The organism is Fodinibius sediminis (assembly GCF_900182555.1).
GTDB classification, from domain to species: Bacteria; Bacteroidota; Rhodothermia; order Balneolales; family Balneolaceae; genus Fodinibius; species Fodinibius sediminis.
The window spans coordinates 37,341-53,131 of the sequence record NZ_FXTH01000022.1 but is presented as its reverse complement, the minus strand read 5'-3'; the positions used below and the strand labels follow the sequence as shown (position 1 = coordinate 53,131).

The window sequence follows — 15,791 nt, the reverse complement described above, 5'->3', positions numbered from 1 at the left end:
GCGCAACGAAATTCCGGTCAATTCGGCCGTTTCAGTCGCGGTTAAATCCAACGAAAAACATCGAATTAAATGCCGAAATTTGGCCTCAGAAATTCTTGAACGCTTGTAATACTTGTTATTCATTGTATAGCAATATGTTACAAACTTTTATAACATGCTATACTTCATAAGACCCTATTTTAAATTGACTGCCTGTTATGAACATAGTTTTTCTGAGCCATACTCCCCGCAACTATTTGTTTAAAGTCGGGAGCTATCATCTGTCCAGGAACCTGGCATCCATGGGTCACCGTGTTCTGTATGTGCCCTCTCCCCTTTCGCTCTTCCACTTTCTCAACCTCCCCAAGCTTGGAGATGCAGACTATCGCAACGTGTTAAAAAGCCGATTGAATACCCTTAGCCCCAACATAGATTCAGACAACATTACCAATCTGACTCCCTTCGTACTTACTCCTTTCAACAGGGGCATTTTTGATCGTGCCCGGATACCACTAAACCAATGGTTCACCTTTAACCGGATGGGATCAAAAATAAAAAAGTTGGATTTCAAGGAAGCTGATCTCGTCATCCAGGACAAACCCGGCCTTTTCTTCATGCGAAAGTTTATTCAGGCCCGAACCTGGATCTACCGGGCAACCGATGACTACAGCAATATGTCTCGTGGGGCGGGAAAACAGGCTATTCAAGATCTTGAGCAGCAGATATGCACGTTCGCAGATCTGGTGCTGGTGACCTCCGAGCCGCTCAGACAGCTTTTCGAACAGCGGTACGGAATCCAGGCTAGGGTTCTTCGCAATGGCGTTGAAGCTTCTCATTTCAGCACTCCCCGTGAAAAACCCCGAGAATACCTTGGAATAACAACCCCCATTGTATTGTATGTGGGCAGCCTCGATGATCGCTTTGACCTTGACCTCCTGAAAAAAACCGCACGTTTGAGTCCCGATCTGCATTTTGTCATTATCGGCCCGGGCAGCCGCAAGCATCTTGATGGTAAGATCAGTAATATTACAGCATTGGGACCCAAGCCCTATGAAGAAGTCCCTGCTTTCATGCAGCATGCCGATATAGGTATATTACCCCTGAAGCTGACAGAGGCTAATCACGCCCGCTCGCCGATGAAAGTGTATGAATACGGCATCAGTGGATTACCGGTGGTCAGTACTCCCCTGAAGGAACTCAAGAACAGAAATGAAGATTTTATTACCTTTGCAGGGGATGCCAAACAATTCCACGAACAGCTCAGATATTGCCTGAACAACCAGCAAAAACTTGCGGCCATGGCACAGCAGGAGTCCCGAAAGCATTCCTGGCAGTCTATTACAAAACAGCTGCTTAACCTGGCAACACCTAAATCCCCGGATCATTCATGATCGACCCGGTTAAAACATACCATAAAACTGAAACAGGACGACGGGTGATCGATACCTTTTTCAAATGCTGGGCCCTGGTTCTTCCCATTACATCCGTTTTGCTGGTTCCTTTCATTCAGGGTACAACCCCTGCTTACATGATGGCCTTCCTCTCCGTTCCTCTTATTGTTGCCTTCGCAACGGTAAGGGAGATCAAGGAGTATTTTTACCTGCTGCTACTTATCGCCATTGCCTATATCACCCTCAACCTGGTCAGCCAGTTCCTGCTGTCGCTGTATGGACACATGGATTTATCCTCTCTGCCCCTGGTCGATCCCCTTTCATTCACCCGGAAGTTTGTGCTCCGCCCAACCCTTTTTACCCAAAGCCTCTATTTGGCGGCCTGCCTGCTAACCTTCTTATTTGTTTGCAAATGGTATCATCCCTCTTGGGATCCCTATATTTTTGCCGGCATTCTGCTGCTGGTCGCCTACGGCTTTTACGAAGTTTTCTATTTCTGGCTTACGGGCACATCCGGTGATTTTTTGTCTAACCGCGTATTCAACGAACGCTATTTCGGAAGCTCAACCCAGGTTATGAATATTGCCGGCCTCTCGACCCTGCGAATGAAAAGCCTTACGGGTGAAGCCTCCATGTTTGCCTTTACGGTATTGCCCTACTGGGTGCTGGCCCTTCATAAACAAAAATATCTTATCGGGGGTATTTTGACGCTGGCCCTGCTGTTCTCTACCTCAACAACGGCTATTCTGGGTATATTCACTTATCTTGTCGTTCTTGTCTTCAGTGGAAAAGTGGGCTGGAAATATCTTGTCGCGGGGGGAGCAGGCATCGTATTGATTACCATCATAAAGTATCAAGCTGTTTTCTCCGTTTTTAATGAGCTGATTCTCAAAAAGCTTTCCGGCGCCTCTATCTCGGGTAATGTACGCCTATCTAACATGATAAACTCCCTAACCTTTTGGTGGGAAGCCCCACTGCCGACCAAGATATTCGGACTCGGCTTCGGCTATATACGATCCACAGATTTCTTTTCAACCATACTTGTCAATAACGGACTCCTGGGGTTAACGGTTTTCCTGACTGTCTTTGCTTATCCAATCCTGATCCTGGGCCGTACATCCAAAGAATTCGGGCTTAAAGCAGCACTGATCATTATCCTTGTGACTATGCTGATAGCGGTCACAGAATATACCTACCTCCCCACCTGGCTGTTTTTAGGGATGTCCTACCATTATCTGCCCTCTCCTGGAAACAGTTTCTCAAAACAGCTTTTCCGATTGGAGAACAGCTAATTTTCCGTCCCTCGTTATACCTTGTCCTATATCCTGTACAGTGTGTATAATTTAGGACACTAAGCCACCTTCCTTTTTCAGAATTTCAGCTCATTTCCTTGCCTTCATTTGCCCTTTACAGCCTTATAAGGTGATTTTTCTGCTTCATTACACGCAACTGACAGGAGGCACTGAGCGCGGTACAGATATTGCAATTAATAATAGCAAACGGGCAAATTTATTCTGTCGATTAAATGCCCCGGGCTAACCAAACGGCCTTAAATTCTGCAAGATTAATTTAAAACTTAATCGATCCATTTTATGAGTTCCACAGCAAAAAAATACTCGCCCAAAAAGAATCGATTGAGGAGGGTTCCCATTCCGACCTCGTCATCGGCATTAAATTTAGAGATTAATTCCATATCTATAAATTATGCCCAGATTTATCATGAGAAACTCCTATGGAAACAAGGGCTTGATTTATTCTTTGGCCTCATAGGAACAATGATTCTCATATTGCTATATCCCGTTATTGCCCTTGGCATCAAGCTGTCTTCAAACGGCCCGGTTATCTTTAAACAGGAACGGTCCGGGTTTGATGGTCGGGTTTTTAACTGCTATAAATTCCGAACGATGCATTGCCATCAGGATAATGCATCGGGCAAGAAACCGGATATTACCAAGAAGAATGACAGTCGAATTTTTCCCTTTGGCCAATTTCTTCGAAAGACCAACCTGGACGAGATACCGCAATTTATCAACGTCCTGAAAGGTGATATGAGTTTGGTGGGGCCACGCCCCTACCCCCTGCGGGAGAACTCGTACTGGAATACCACATTCCCCGATTTCTACAAGCGGTTCTCGGTAAAACCGGGACTTACGGGATTGGCACAGGCATCGGGCCTTCGGGGTGGAACGCTTAACATCAAGCATATGCGGGAACGTCTGAAATGCGATCTCAAATATATCAAAGAGCGTTCCCTGGCCATGGACCTGAAGCTTATTTTCATGACAATAAAAAGCATGGTTACCTTCAAAACCCGGGCCCATTAACCTATTGGGTTCATCTCATCACATCACCCTAGCCCCCCTTTCCGGGGGGCTTTTTTTTGGGGTAAAATCTGAATTCCTTTCCGAAGCTGCCTGTACCAATTCATCATGATTACCGTTGCCATTCAAAGTTCTGATCAGTCTGTCATTCAATGCGGTACGGATACAATAGCTCTTTCATTTCCAAAAAGAGCTTAATAATCTTACTTTACCATTTTTCACTGAATTCAAAAGACTGATGTCAAACAGCCCGCTAACCTACGAAGAATCCTTTAAAATTCGTTCTTCAGAGGTAGATGCAAACCAAACTGCCACACTTCCCGCCATCTGCAATCTCCTTCAGGAGGTATCCGGAAATCATGCACTTGAACTCCACTTTGATATTACAGATCTGCAGCAGCATAAGCTAACCTGGGTACTGCATCGCCTGCAGCTCGTCATAGAACGGTTTCCAGCATGGCGTGAGAGCGTGACCATAAAAACCTGGCCTTCCGGCGGCGATGGACTGCGGGCATACCGTGATTTCCGAATATACGATCAGAAGGGAAACACGATTGGCCGGTCCCTCAGCCACTGGCTGATCCTGGATATGGAAAGCCGAAAGCCCCATCGCATCCCAGAAGAGATACGCAATAAAGTACCAGCCCACTCCTCCCATGTACTTAGCCCCGACGAGCACACTGTTACAGGCTTTGAGAAAGCCGATGCTTCTGAATCATTTCACGTCAGGAAAACTGATTTGGACCTTAATCTCCACCTGAACAACGTCCGGTATGTAGAGTGGGCGATGGCTTCTCACCAAGGAAAGAATAAGCCCGATAATATAGATATTAAGTTTATGGCAGAGGCTTCTTTAGGAGATACTGTTACAGCAAGTTTTAAGTCCGGAGGCAAACAAAAATACTTCCAGTTGAAACGTCATTCGGATAACAGAATTCTCGCCCTGGCTTCCTCCAAATAAAAAACGCCCCCCGTTGCCGGACGACGCCTTTCTGAATGCATGCAACCGATCAGGTTATCCCCAATCTGGAGCAAAACTCGGATTGACCAGCCGTTGCCCCTTTTCAAATTGATCAATGCGTTCGAAATCTTCATCCTCGAGGAAAAAATCAAAAATATCAAAGTTTTCCCGAAGATGCTCATCGGTAGAAGCCTTGGGAATAGCTACCACATTTTCCTGTTCTATAAGCCAACGGAGGGCTATCTGCGCCGGGGACTTGTCATATTTCTCAGCGATTTCCTGCAGTTCTTTGTTCCCACTAACCTTACCTTTGGCCAGCGGAGCATAAGCGGTAAGCATGATATCATTGTCTATGGCATAGTCAAGCAAATCAAGCTGGTCGATAAAAGGATGGAATTCCACCTGGTCACAGAAAATAGGAGCCCGAATTTCATCATTGACTTTTTTCAGTAACGGCAAGGGGAAATTGCTCACTCCTATATTCATGGCCTTTCCCTGATCGCGGAGCACCAGCATTGATTCAATAGTCTCACGCAAATCGTACTGTTCATTGGGCCAGTGAATGAGAAGCAAATCGACATAAGGCGTATCCAGATGACGGAGACTCTGCTCCGTAGACTGCAATACATCATCGGCATCCAGATTCGTATGCCATATTTTGGTAGTTAAAAAGATATCTTCGCGCGGAACATTAGAAACACTGATCGCCTCACCAATCTCCCTCTCATTCTTGTACATTTGCGCGGTATCAATATGGCGATATCCGATATCCAGCGCTGTCCGTAAAACTCGTTCGCATTCTCTATCATGGAGTTTATAGGTACCAAGACCTATTTCGGGTATGTCTATACCCTGTATATTCTTATATTGCATTTTTATTTAAAAAGATACTCCGTTAGTTTTTTAATTAGATTAAAAGTTATAACAGCTTACAGCTTAAAATGATTCGATAAAATATAGGAAAGTATTCGATTCTAAAAATCATATTCCCTATTGGCAGTTTATCTTTCCCTCCAGGGTAGCCCACCGGCCGATAAACGGTTATTTAATCAAGGTCATTTTCCGGGTAAAAACCTCTCCTCCCGCCTCCAGACGAGCAATATACATGCCACTGGGCATATTTGCAGCATTCCAATCCTCTTCGTGGTCTTTTCCAGCTTGTCTCGGTTCATTGTCTATGAGTGTAGCCACCTTCTGGCCTATCATGTTCCAGACCGTAAGCGTCACATCTGTAGCCTCATCCAATTCGAAGGGAATCGTGGTGCTAACTGTAAAAGGGTTTGGGTAATTGGGTTTCAACCGTATAGACTCGGGAAGCTCCGAGAGTATCTGCTCCTGGGTTCCAGAGGGACGGATAGCCAGTGAGAATCGCTCACCACTGATCGCTTCATACTGGGTATTCAGCAACGACTGCTGACGGGGGATAACAGCTTTTTCTATGGTCGGGGTTTCCGGTTCAAAGGCGTAGCGATTAGCTGTTCTCAAATTAATTTCTCTTTTCCTTTTCTGATCCACCAGTACCAAGTTCCAGTCCCGGGGCAGCTCGTCCGGCGTATCCCATTGAAATAATAGCTTGTCCTTGTCCAAGGCTGAAAAAGCCAGGGGAATTTCCAATTCACGCTCCAAGCTATTCGGCAGCACGTTTTTTGCCAGCCTGTTACTCCCGCTCACCCTACTGAAGAGATTGATAGAACCAGTATTCAGCGAAAAAAGCTTGTACGCATCCCACTGATCTTCACCAACCCGGGCCCCTTCGCGGAGTTCTATGCGATAGGTGTCATACCAGTTGTCAGCCCCCAGCCTGATATCGAAGCTGCCGGTGGGTTCATTCGAAGAATAATAGGTTTCCCTCTGCTGTTCGGCAAGAAGGTTATTTCGGTCAAACCGTACAATACCGTTGATATCGGAGTCCAGGTAACGTACCCAAAAGGGCTGAACCGGAGCAATTACTTCATTATTCGTTAAAAATTCGAACCCCCCGTTGCCGTTGCCAAGCTCCGGGTTCCAAACATACAGGTAATAGTTCATATTGCCATTGGCAGTGGCAAGAGCCTCTTTAACAGCTCCGACTGAAAGCTCACGGCTGTACGGATTCCCCAGCAGATTGAACCCCTCCATACCATCGATGCGCTTGTTCTCATTGGCATCAGTGGCTGTAACATGAATATCAACATATCGACCGTGGGGGCGACCCTCGGAAGACAGTATTTTGGGAACGCCTCCCCTATTCAGATCATTATCTTCGGGTACATGAATGAAGTATCCCCTTCCCGCTTCCATATAATTTTTCATATCCGTCGGGTAGACAAACGCTTCTTCCCGCTCTCCCCAGGTCAGGATTGAGCCTTCCCTGGCGGAATTTTCAGTATCTGCTCCCCCCTTCCAAATATCGCCCAGAATATGCTCAAAAGCGGTATTGACAGTGGGAGAGGACAGCCCCTTCCACCCCTCCCTTCCATCAATGGAGGCCACATAGGTGGATGATGGCCTCTGTATAGCTTGAGCTGCAGCGGAAAGGGATGCCATATCCCTCCTGATGTTCATGGATGCTCCCTCCGTACTTTGCAGCCAGTGGTTTTGTGTATCGGCAATAATCCGGTGAGAAATACCTCCTCGCCCCCCCGTGCGCTCACCGCGATACACCGCATAATCAATCCCGCGCCCTATCACTACGGCCTCCCTTTCCGCCCTAAGTCCGGTACCCTCAAGCAGGCTTTTGTCATTGGTTATTGCGGTGAGGAATAAATGAGGTTGTTCAGGTCTGTTTCGGCTGTACGAATAAAGGGCAAAATCCCGGGAAGTCAGTTCAATGCCTCCGCCCTCTGCTGCTCCATGGCTAACCGAAGGTCTCATAGAACGAACGTCTTCAAAGATAACTACAGTGCCGGCGCTAATCACATTATCAGGGGTTATCCATCGGAGAATACCTCTTTCTTCTTCAAAAGAGCGACCACGCCATTTCCCATTGGTAAAAAAAAGGACCCTGCCAGGTGGCAAATCATTAAGCGTAATGATGGCGAAGTCGTTTTGATGGGTATTAAGCCCGACAAAAGCTAAATCACCGGCTGTCTGCGCTACAGCAATCTCTTTCCCCCCTAAAAAGAGACCCAAAAAAAGAAAAAATTTAATTACCCAACACCGTAGCTTTTTGCCCATAAAACAAGTTGAATTGCACCCTGTACCTGTAATTATATTTACTATTTTTTTTGGTGGTAATCAAAACAGTAAAAGAGAAATATAATTCTAATCATCAGGCATTATTTTCCTGATAAATTCCGGAACCGTTCCAGGCTTTTAGACGGCATTGAGCTCCAGCTGTGCTCATCCATCGAAGCCACAAGCTTGTATTTTTTCCTGGCCAGATCAATTTTTCCGCATTTCTCGTAAAGACGCCCCGTATGATATTGAAATATGATATTGCGAGGGTATTTTTCAGCAAGCTCACGGAGATGTTCTAGTGCTTTTTTCTCCTGATGTTCCCGTTCGTAAAGATAGGATAAAATCATTTTTGCATCATTGCGCACATAGCTATTCGATCGGGCTGCCTCTTCAAGGGCGCGAAATCCCTCGGCCCTGTCTCCTGAAAAACCGGCAAACCGGGCAACCCACTTCAATTGATCTGGAACGCTGCCCATCATGTAGTAGAACATCCCTTTGCCGATCAGCGCCTTGGGATCCTGTGCATCTAACTTCAAAAGCTGACGGGTATAGGTAAATCCGTCCATCCCGCTTTCAATAGCTCGCCGGTAATCCTCTTCCCCTGCCGCCACAAGGCTTCGATATCCATGGAGTCCACTGAGCATCAAAACCATAGTGGTGTCATACGGATTCGATTGCAGCTGATTGTGACTTACCGTCAGGGCTTTTTCCGAGCGCTCGTAGAAAGCATGAGCCGCGGAAGGCTTCTTGCCGCCGAAATAATATTTCCAGAAGGGAATCATCGAGCTAAAGAAATATGCACGCGCATCCCCTGGGTATTTCTGTTGAAGGTATTGAAAAACGGAAAATGCTTCATTCCAGTCGGACTGGTAAAAAGCCTCAATTCCTTTATCCAGTCGCTGCTCATAACTCAAAGTATCAGCAGGCACAGTAACCGGCATGCCCGCAGCAGATAGTCGCACGAGCCCAATCATGAAGAAACCAAGAATCACTGTTGTTCTTAGATTCATAACTATTTTTATTTGCTTATGCAACGAACAACAATCCCGTTTCGTCTACACACCGCCTGATTAATCATCATCCAGATGCATCTCGCCCAGCAGCCCTTCGGTATAGGCCACTGCCACTGATACAGCCGCATCCCCGGTAATATTGACTGCCGTTCGACACATATCGAGGATACGATCGACTCCCAAAATAAGGGCAATGCCCTCCACGGGAACCTGGATTGCCTGCAAGACAATCACCAGCATGATAATACCGGCACCGGGTACGCCGGCTGAGCCGATGGAAGCGAGCGTTGCCGTTAAGACAATTGTCAGCTGCTGTGCAATGGAAAGATCAAGTCCCAGAGCCTGGGCAATAAAGACCGCAGCTACGGCCTGGTACAGGCTGGTGCCGTCCATGTTAATGGTAGCTCCGATGGGAAGTACAAAGCTGGAGACTTCCTCATCGACCCCGACGTTATTCTCCACACGTTCCATGGTAACAGGAAGGGTGGCAGAACTTGAACTTGTGCTGAAACCGAGTAAGACAGCAGGCTGGATAGCCTTGAAAAAGTCTCTCAGTTTCATCTTACTAAAAATTTTGAACAGGCTGGAATACACAATAAGCACGTGCAGCAACAGACCAATCAAGACGGCCGCACTGTACCAGCCCAGCGCTCCCAGCAGATTCAGCGCCTGCCCCAGGTCATCACCTGCCAAATCAACGATAACACCAGCCATCAGGGCGAAAACACCGTAGGGAGCCAGTAACATGATAAGGTCGACAATCTTGATGATCACATCATTCAGGGAATCAAAAAAGTTGATCAGCGGGCGTCCTTTTTCAATGGGGATCTGGATGATGCCGATGCCCAGCAAAATAGCAAAGAAAACAACCTGCAGCATATTCCCGTTGTCGCTTGCCGCTGAAAAGAAATTTTCCGGTACAATATCCACGAAAAAACTCAACGGGGAGCGATCCAGGACCTGCTGCGCGGTTTGTGTGGATCCTTCAACATTCCCCTCATAACTCGACATCAGTTCCTGCTGAGTTTCAGGAGGAAGAAAATCACCGGGCTGCAGGATGTTGACAACAGCGAGTCCGATGGTAATGGCAAAAATTGTTGTGATGATATAGATACCCACGGTCTTTCCGCCCATCCGCGAGAGCTTGGCCATATCGTTCAGGCTTGTCACCCCCACAACAAGGGATGCCAGTACAAGCGGTACAGCAATAAGCTTAAGCAAATTAATGAATATGGTACCAATGGGTTTTATAAAATCAATAGTGAAAGCTGAAAACCCCAGAACACTTGCCGCCAGTCCCCATATAAGACCAAGTACCAAGCCGATGATAATTTGCCAGTGCAGTTGCTTATACCATTTTTTCATACAGTCAGTGTTCTTAAAATTATGGCCAAAAGCGCACCCAACCCGGTAGAGATTGCATTAACAAGGTTGTTGTCAATCCGAATCCCCTCCTGTCTAAACGGGATGGACACTGGCCGGTTGTTCTGCTGAAAAGCTGCCCCAAAATAAGAATCGATGAGACATCCCGAAAATCCTGCAGCAAAAATAATGAGGAAGGCGCCGATGCCCAGAGAGAAAAAATACGCCGAAACAAGAGCGATCAACAGGCTCCCGATTGAGGCCCATATAGTCCCCCTGATGCTGACCCCTCCGTCGGTACCGGGTGCAACCGGTTTAAAGGTGGTGACAAGATACGTGCCATTGCTGCGCTTGTCGCGTAGTTCAGTTGCCCAGGTATCAGCTGTGGCTGCTGCAACAGCTGACAAGCTGCCGATTAGGAGAATATTTGTTTCAAGGATAACGGCAAGGACCAGGAAGGTGATCAGCCAGAAGCCGTTTGCCCACACCTGAATGCCACTGCGCCGGACCTCGTCGGCATAAGCCTCGCGACTGCCACTGATCAACGAGCTGCTGATAAAAAAAAGCAACACAATGAAAACCATCGCCCAGCCTCCGAAGCCAAAAACGATAGTGCCTATCACTGTTGCTGCGAACATCCCATCCAGCGACAGGCGTTGAAGTCCGAAAGCCGCTAATGAAAATAAAAAAGAAGCCAAAAACCCAACCAATATATTCCAGACGGGAACAGGGTTTCCCATGTTGGATATAGTTACAAGCACGATTACAAAAGAAAAAAAGACGTTTAGCTTACGATCCACGTGTCGCTATCTAGATTGGTCGGAGGCAGTGGAAGAGCCGCTATCGTGTTTTAGGATGGCTACAATAACAGCCACATAGCCCGCCATTATCACAATTGGAGAGATGTATAAGGAAATAATACCCTGCACTTTGTTTTCAATGTACATAGCTGAGAAACCGATGATGACCAATAGAAGTCCCAGGGCCAGGACTTTATAATTCCAGGGGCTGAAGATCATCGGTTTTCTGTTACCTCGGCTATTTCGATTTCTTGCTGCCATCATCTGAGATAAATTTAAAAATTTATGCTATCCTTACAACGAAATGACGAGTCTGGGTTCATCGTTATAACCTTATAAACTAACAATAATTTTACAACTAAATTGAGTTCATTTTTGAAAACTATAGTCCTCGCCTCCGGAAGTCCACGACGTAAAAAGCTACTGGATCAGCTGCAGATTCCTTTTAAGGTCAAGATAAGCACTGTTGAGGAACAGTATGATGACGCACTTGCCCCGGCCGATATTGTTCAAATGCTGGCATCCCGAAAAGCAGAGGATGTAGCACAAACATTTGAGGATGCCCTGATTATCGGGGCTGATACGATTGTTGTCTTCAGGGAAACCATACTTGAAAAACCTTGCAGCAGCGAAGCGGCCCGGCAGATGCTCATGCAGCTCAGTGAAGATACCCACTCTGTGGTTACGGGGGTTTCTCTTTACAAAAAAGCCCCGGGTAAAAAAAGCCGAATTCATACTTTTTTTGAAGAAACAAAGGTTACATTTGGCAATCTGAATGCCGATGATGTGCAGAGGTATGTAGCAAGCGGAAGTCCAATGGATAAAGCCGGTGCTTACGGCATACAGGACAACTATGGTTCTATCTTTGTAAAACGCATAGAAGGAGACTACAACACCGTGGTAGGATTTCCACTCTATGCCTTTTATCAGGTAATGCAGGATTTCGCACCCGAATATCTTACGGCTCAAAAATAGATCCGCCCCCCAGGAATCCCCGCCTCTCATTTCTTATATTGGAGTGATGAGCGCTGCATACTTTTCTGTTAACAAAAACCTAATTTTACACCCGGCTAAACCACATGGAACCTACTGACCATTTTGACGATCTGCTCCGACTTGTTGCAATCCTCCGGAAAGAATGTCCCTGGGATCGCCAGCAGACACACGAAAGTCTCAAAGATCACCTTGTTGAAGAAGCATATGAAACCATCGAGGCTATTGATGAGGACAATTTTTCCGAATTAAAAAAAGAGTTAGGTGATGTGCTCTTGCAAGTTGTGTTTCATAGCATTATGGCCAATGAAAAAGAACATTTTGATATGGGGGATGTGGTTTATGCCATCCAAAAAAAGCTGATCCGCAGGCATCCGCATGTTTTTGGGGACACCGATGTTGAAAATGAAAAACAGGTTGCTGAAAACTGGGAAAGCATCAAGCTGCAGGAAGGAAAAAAATCGGTACTGGATGGTATTCCCAAACAGCTCCCTGCCCTGATCCGGGCGCAGCGCATGCAGGAAAAAGCCGCCAATGTTGGTTTTGACTGGCCCCAAAAAGAGCAGGTATGGGAAAAGGTGGATGAAGAACTGCAGGAATTTAAGGAGACGCTATACGCAGACGAACGGCAAAAACAGAAGGAAGAGTTCGGTGATTTACTGTTTTCACTTGTCAATATCGGGCGAAGCTACAACCTGGATGCCGAGGATTGCCTCAGGGCCGCCAATCGAAAATTCATCCGCCGTTTCCAGTACATCGAAGAACAGCTGGAAAAAAACGAACAGGATATCACCGAGACCTCTCTTGAAGAGATGGACCGCTACTGGAACAAGGCAAAGGAGAAGTAGGGTCACGACCCCTTTTGCACCCATAAGCATGGTAAGTGTTGTGCAAAAGTAAATGCTGTTAATTGATTCTGCATGACCAGATTAGATTCCATTGAAATGACCAAATAATAGTCCCATCAAAACCTGATTTTCTAATCAGTAAATATTATATTTGACCCAAATTTAAAGTTTATATCCAATCTAAAACCGGAGTACAGAATGGCTGAGAGCTTAAAAGAAGATATTGATCTGAGTAAATACCCACATATTAATAAGGGTCTGGCGGGCATCGTCGCCTTTTCATCAACTAAGAGTTTTATAGACGGACAAGAGGGCAAACTAATTTATGCCGGTTATAATATTGACACTCTTGCTGAAAATGCCACTTTTGAAGAGGTTTGCTTCCTGTTGTGGAATGATCGCCTGCCCAATAAAGCGGAACTGGATGAACTGAACAATAAGCTTCAAAATAATCGTGATCTGCCGGAAGCGGTGCTGAACTACCTGAAAAGCACGTCTTCCAATGCAGAGCCGATGTCCGTGCTGCGTACGGCGGTTTCCATGCTCTCAGACTTTCATGAAGTAGAGGCAGACACCAGCAAAGAATTCCGTATCAACAAAGCTATTTCCATTACATCCAAAATGCCCACTATTATTGCGGCATACGATCGAATTCGCAATGGTAAGGAAGTAGTTGCTCCCCTCTCTGAAAAAAACACGGCCTTTAACTTTCTGTACATGCTCAATGGGGAAGAGCCCGGAGAACAGGCTGAGAAAACCATGGATCTGTGCCTGATTCTGCATGCAGAGCACGGCATGAATGCTTCTACCTTCACCAATCGTACGATTTGCTCAACGGAATCGGATATGTACTCTTCCATTACAGGTGCCATCGGTGCCCTGAAGGGGCCACTGCACGGCGGTGCCAACCAGGCCGTGATGAATATGCTTCTTGATATAGAAGAGAATGATGCCGACCCGGTTGAATACATCAAAGAGCGCCTGGATGACAAGCAAAAAGTCATGGGCTTTGGCCACCGGGTGTATAAAACCATGGATCCGCGAGCACGTATACTGCGCGGCATGTCTGACCAGCTGTCCAGAGAAACAGGTCACGAAAAACTCTACGAATGGTCAGAAGCAATTCTTGAGACGATGAAGAGTGAAAAAGGAATTGACCCCAATGTGGATTTCTTTTCCGCCACGGTATACTATTCCATGGGCATTAGTCCTGACCTTTACACCTGCATTTTTGCCATGAGTCGTGTTTCAGGATGGACCGGACATTACATTGAACAAGCAGAAAACAACCGTCTGGTGCGACCCCGTGCCCTTTATGTAGGCGAAAAAGACCTTCCCTGGGTACCTGTTGAAGAACGGTAGAAACCGCCTGGTTTGCCGGTTAAAATTTGAAGCCCCGAAACTTTCGGGGCTTTTTTAATGACCTTCTTTTGGAAAAGCACAGTTTTCCATTAATTACGATATTGGTATCTGAACAGCAGTCAATCAGAAGTTTAATTCCCCTACGTTGGATATAAAACAAACGCAGCAGCAGTTACTCACCGGACTGATACGCCGGGCGGAGGACACCAACTTCGGACGCCGGCATAATTTTGGAACAATCTCCTCCTACAGTAATTTTCAGGAGGAGGTTCCCATCTCATTCTATGATGACATCGCTGCCCGAATCCAGGAACTCAAGCAGGGAAACCAACATATTTTTTGGCCCGGCCCCATCAATAAATTCGCCGTATCTGCCGGCACATCGGGCCAGGGCAAACATCTGCCCCTGTCGGATCAGCGATTGCAGTCCGACCGCCGCTTTATGCGTAAAATTGCCGCAAGTTATCTGCGGCAACGCCCAAATATTTTTAATATCATCGGCACCCACGTCAGCCTGCCCGGATTCATGGAAACAAATGAGCAGTTCCAAATTGGCGAAATTAGTGCCTTTTCTGCCCAGCATGCGCCATTCTGGCTCTCCCCCCTGCAATTTTTCAATGCCGATGAATTGACGCAGCTCCCCTTTAGTGAAAAAATCGACCGCATTCTTGATGAAGCTCTCGATACAGATGTACGGGTAATAACAGCTGCTCCCAATTGGGTCCTTACCATTTTTCAGGAGCTTCTTGAGCGAACGGGTGAAAATAGCATGGCAGATATTTGGCCCAATCTCAGCCTCCTGGTCTGCGGAGGCGTAAAACTTGACAACTATAGGTCGCACATCCAGGCGTTGCTGGGAACAATGGAGGTTGATTTCATTGAGACTTATGGCGCCTCTGAGGGATATATTGCTTTTAGTGACGATCTGCAGCGCAGGGATCTCAACCTTGTTTTCGATAACGGTATTTTTTATGAGTTCATCCCCAATCCACTTGCAGACCCGGATGCCTTGTCCATACAGCAGGCGGTTCCCCTTTGGGAAGTCCAGCCCCATACGCCTTATGCGGTCCTGGTAACCACCAACGCAGGCCTGTGGCGGTATGCCCTTAATGACATTGTGGAGTTCAGCCAGACCCGTTCCCCGCGTATTGAAGTGATGGGACGCGTCAGTGAGATGCTCGATGACTACGGGGAAGCACTTTATGCTTATGAAGCAGCAGAAGCGCTGGCACGTATTGCCGAAGAAATGAAAATCACCATTGGAAATTTTACCGTGGGCGCGCAAATGCCGGAACATGAGCATATTCCCCGCCATTACTGGTTCATACAGGTTTCGGATCCCATTCACCGGGATACCCTGAACCGTTTATCCAAGAAGCTGGATGCGGCCATCCGGCAAGATAACCGTCATTACGCCATCCGGCGAGACAGTCAGACCCTCGATGCCCCTAAGGTCTTTACCGTTAGCCAGCAGCAGATCAACCGATGGCTGCAGCAGAAAGGCAAGGAAAAGGCACAGGGGAAACTGCCGTCCATTCTGCACGACAGCAGTGATGTTGATTATTTCAGGGAACTTTGAGGTCGCCTCTCATCCCAAAGACA

Annotated in this window: 14 protein-coding genes and 2 pseudogenes; 9 read left to right on the top strand and 7 right to left on the bottom strand. The window is 46.7% G+C overall.

What is annotated here, in order from left to right; genetic code table 11:
• Positions 1 to 123 (bottom strand): annotated as a pseudogene (locus tag FN808_RS17460) (IS1595 family transposase); the annotation flags it as partial.
• Between the two features lie 74 nt (positions 124 to 197).
• Between FN808_RS17460 and FN808_RS17455 the strand changes: the two are divergent.
• The 4 genes from FN808_RS17455 to FN808_RS17440 all read left to right on the top strand — a co-directional run bounded on the left by FN808_RS17455 (position 198) and on the right by FN808_RS17440 (position 4,652).
• On the top strand, positions 198 to 1,370 hold the full coding sequence (locus FN808_RS17455; protein WP_142715903.1) for a glycosyltransferase: 1,173 nt from the start codon (positions 198 to 200) through the stop codon (positions 1,368 to 1,370).
• Positions 1,367 to 2,662, top strand: coding sequence for a hypothetical protein (locus tag FN808_RS17450; RefSeq protein WP_142715902.1), 1,296 nt, complete (start codon positions 1,367 to 1,369; stop codon positions 2,660 to 2,662). The genes FN808_RS17455 and FN808_RS17450 overlap by 4 nt, the downstream gene beginning before the upstream one ends.
• 357 nt (positions 2,663 to 3,019) lie before the next feature.
• On the top strand, positions 3,020 to 3,694 hold the full coding sequence (locus FN808_RS17445; protein WP_281280791.1) for a sugar transferase: 675 nt from the start codon (positions 3,020 to 3,022) through the stop codon (positions 3,692 to 3,694).
• 235 nt (positions 3,695 to 3,929) lie between these two features.
• On the top strand, positions 3,930 to 4,652 hold the full coding sequence (locus FN808_RS17440; RefSeq protein ID WP_142715900.1) for an acyl-[acyl-carrier-protein] thioesterase: 723 nt from the start codon (positions 3,930 to 3,932) through the stop codon (positions 4,650 to 4,652).
• Positions 4,653 to 4,706: 54 nt separating this feature from the next.
• Here FN808_RS17440 and FN808_RS17435 read toward each other — a convergent pair whose 3' ends face one another.
• The 6 genes from FN808_RS17435 to FN808_RS17410 form a co-directional block, all read right to left on the bottom strand.
• Positions 4,707 to 5,525 carry an aldo/keto reductase gene (locus FN808_RS17435; RefSeq protein ID WP_142715899.1) on the bottom strand — a complete coding sequence of 273 codons (819 nt, stop codon included), beginning with the start codon at positions 5,523 to 5,525 and terminating at the stop codon, positions 4,707 to 4,709.
• 168 nt (positions 5,526 to 5,693) lie between these two features.
• Positions 5,694 to 7,763: a T9SS type A sorting domain-containing protein gene (locus FN808_RS17430; protein WP_185958482.1), complete on the bottom strand. Its 2,070-nt coding sequence runs from the start codon at positions 7,761 to 7,763 to the stop codon at positions 5,694 to 5,696.
• A 146-nt stretch (positions 7,764 to 7,909) separates the two neighbouring features.
• Complete coding sequence (locus tag FN808_RS17425; RefSeq protein ID WP_142715897.1) at positions 7,910 to 8,821, bottom strand: tetratricopeptide repeat protein; 912 nt, start codon at positions 8,819 to 8,821, stop codon at positions 7,910 to 7,912.
• Positions 8,822 to 8,881: 60 nt separating this feature from the next.
• A complete protein-coding gene (locus tag FN808_RS17420; RefSeq protein WP_142715896.1) occupies positions 8,882 to 10,189 on the bottom strand; it encodes a dicarboxylate/amino acid:cation symporter in 1,308 nt (435 codons plus the stop codon).
• The gene (locus FN808_RS17415; protein ID WP_185958481.1) at positions 10,186 to 10,926 is read right to left on the bottom strand and encodes a DUF92 domain-containing protein; all 741 of its coding nucleotides are present in this window, start codon (positions 10,924 to 10,926) and stop codon (positions 10,186 to 10,188) included. The genes FN808_RS17420 and FN808_RS17415 overlap by 4 nt, the downstream gene beginning before the upstream one ends.
• A 66-nt stretch (positions 10,927 to 10,992) precedes the next feature.
• Positions 10,993 to 11,205, bottom strand: a complete 213-nt coding sequence (locus FN808_RS17410; protein WP_246068387.1) for a DUF3098 domain-containing protein — start codon at positions 11,203 to 11,205, stop codon at positions 10,993 to 10,995.
• Positions 11,206 to 11,361: 156 nt separating this feature from the next.
• Between FN808_RS17410 and FN808_RS17405 the strand changes: the two genes are divergently transcribed.
• From FN808_RS17405 to FN808_RS17390, 5 genes and pseudogenes are all read left to right on the top strand, one after another.
• Positions 11,362 to 11,961, top strand: a complete 600-nt coding sequence (locus FN808_RS17405) for a Maf family protein (RefSeq protein ID WP_142715894.1) — start codon at positions 11,362 to 11,364, stop codon at positions 11,959 to 11,961.
• Between the two features lie 104 nt (positions 11,962 to 12,065).
• Positions 12,066 to 12,827, top strand: a complete 762-nt coding sequence (mazG, locus tag FN808_RS17400; protein WP_142715893.1) for a nucleoside triphosphate pyrophosphohydrolase — start codon at positions 12,066 to 12,068, stop codon at positions 12,825 to 12,827.
• A 198-nt stretch (positions 12,828 to 13,025) separates the two neighbouring features.
• The gene (locus tag FN808_RS17395) at positions 13,026 to 14,189 is read left to right on the top strand and encodes a citrate synthase (protein ID WP_142715892.1); all 1,164 of its coding nucleotides are present in this window, start codon (positions 13,026 to 13,028) and stop codon (positions 14,187 to 14,189) included.
• Between the two features lie 136 nt (positions 14,190 to 14,325).
• A pseudogene (locus FN808_RS19380) lies at positions 14,326 to 14,769 on the top strand (GH3 family acyl-acid amido synthetase); the annotation flags it as partial.
• 189 nt (positions 14,770 to 14,958) lie between these two features.
• Positions 14,959 to 15,768, top strand: coding sequence for a GH3 domain-containing protein (locus FN808_RS17390; RefSeq protein WP_434084139.1), 810 nt, complete (start codon positions 14,959 to 14,961; stop codon positions 15,766 to 15,768).
• Positions 15,769 to 15,791: the final 23 nt, after the last annotated feature.

Coding starts and splice junctions, on each gene's coding strand:
- FN808_RS17455 (WP_142715903.1), top strand. CDS start 198: ATGAACATAGTTTTTCTGAGCCATACTCCCCGCAACTATTTGTTTAAA.
- FN808_RS17450 (WP_142715902.1), top strand. CDS start 1,367: ATGATCGACCCGGTTAAAACATACCATAAAACTGAAACAGGACGACGG.
- FN808_RS17440 (WP_142715900.1), top strand. CDS start 3,930: ATGTCAAACAGCCCGCTAACCTACGAAGAATCCTTTAAAATTCGTTCT.
- FN808_RS17435 (WP_142715899.1), bottom strand. CDS start 5,525: ATGCAATATAAGAATATACAGGGTATAGACATACCCGAAATAGGTCTT.
- FN808_RS17425 (WP_142715897.1), bottom strand. CDS start 8,821: ATGAATCTAAGAACAACAGTGATTCTTGGTTTCTTCATGATTGGGCTC.
- FN808_RS17420 (WP_142715896.1), bottom strand. CDS start 10,189: ATGAAAAAATGGTATAAGCAACTGCACTGGCAAATTATCATCGGCTTG.
- FN808_RS17415 (WP_185958481.1), bottom strand. CDS start 10,926: ATGGGAAACCCTGTTCCCGTCTGGAATATATTGGTTGGGTTTTTGGCT.
- FN808_RS17410 (WP_246068387.1), bottom strand. CDS start 11,205: ATGATCTTCAGCCCCTGGAATTATAAAGTCCTGGCCCTGGGACTTCTA.
- mazG (WP_142715893.1), top strand. CDS start 12,066: ATGGAACCTACTGACCATTTTGACGATCTGCTCCGACTTGTTGCAATC.
- FN808_RS17395 (WP_142715892.1), top strand. CDS start 13,026: ATGGCTGAGAGCTTAAAAGAAGATATTGATCTGAGTAAATACCCACAT.
- FN808_RS17390 (WP_434084139.1), top strand. CDS start 14,959: ATGGCAGATATTTGGCCCAATCTCAGCCTCCTGGTCTGCGGAGGCGTA.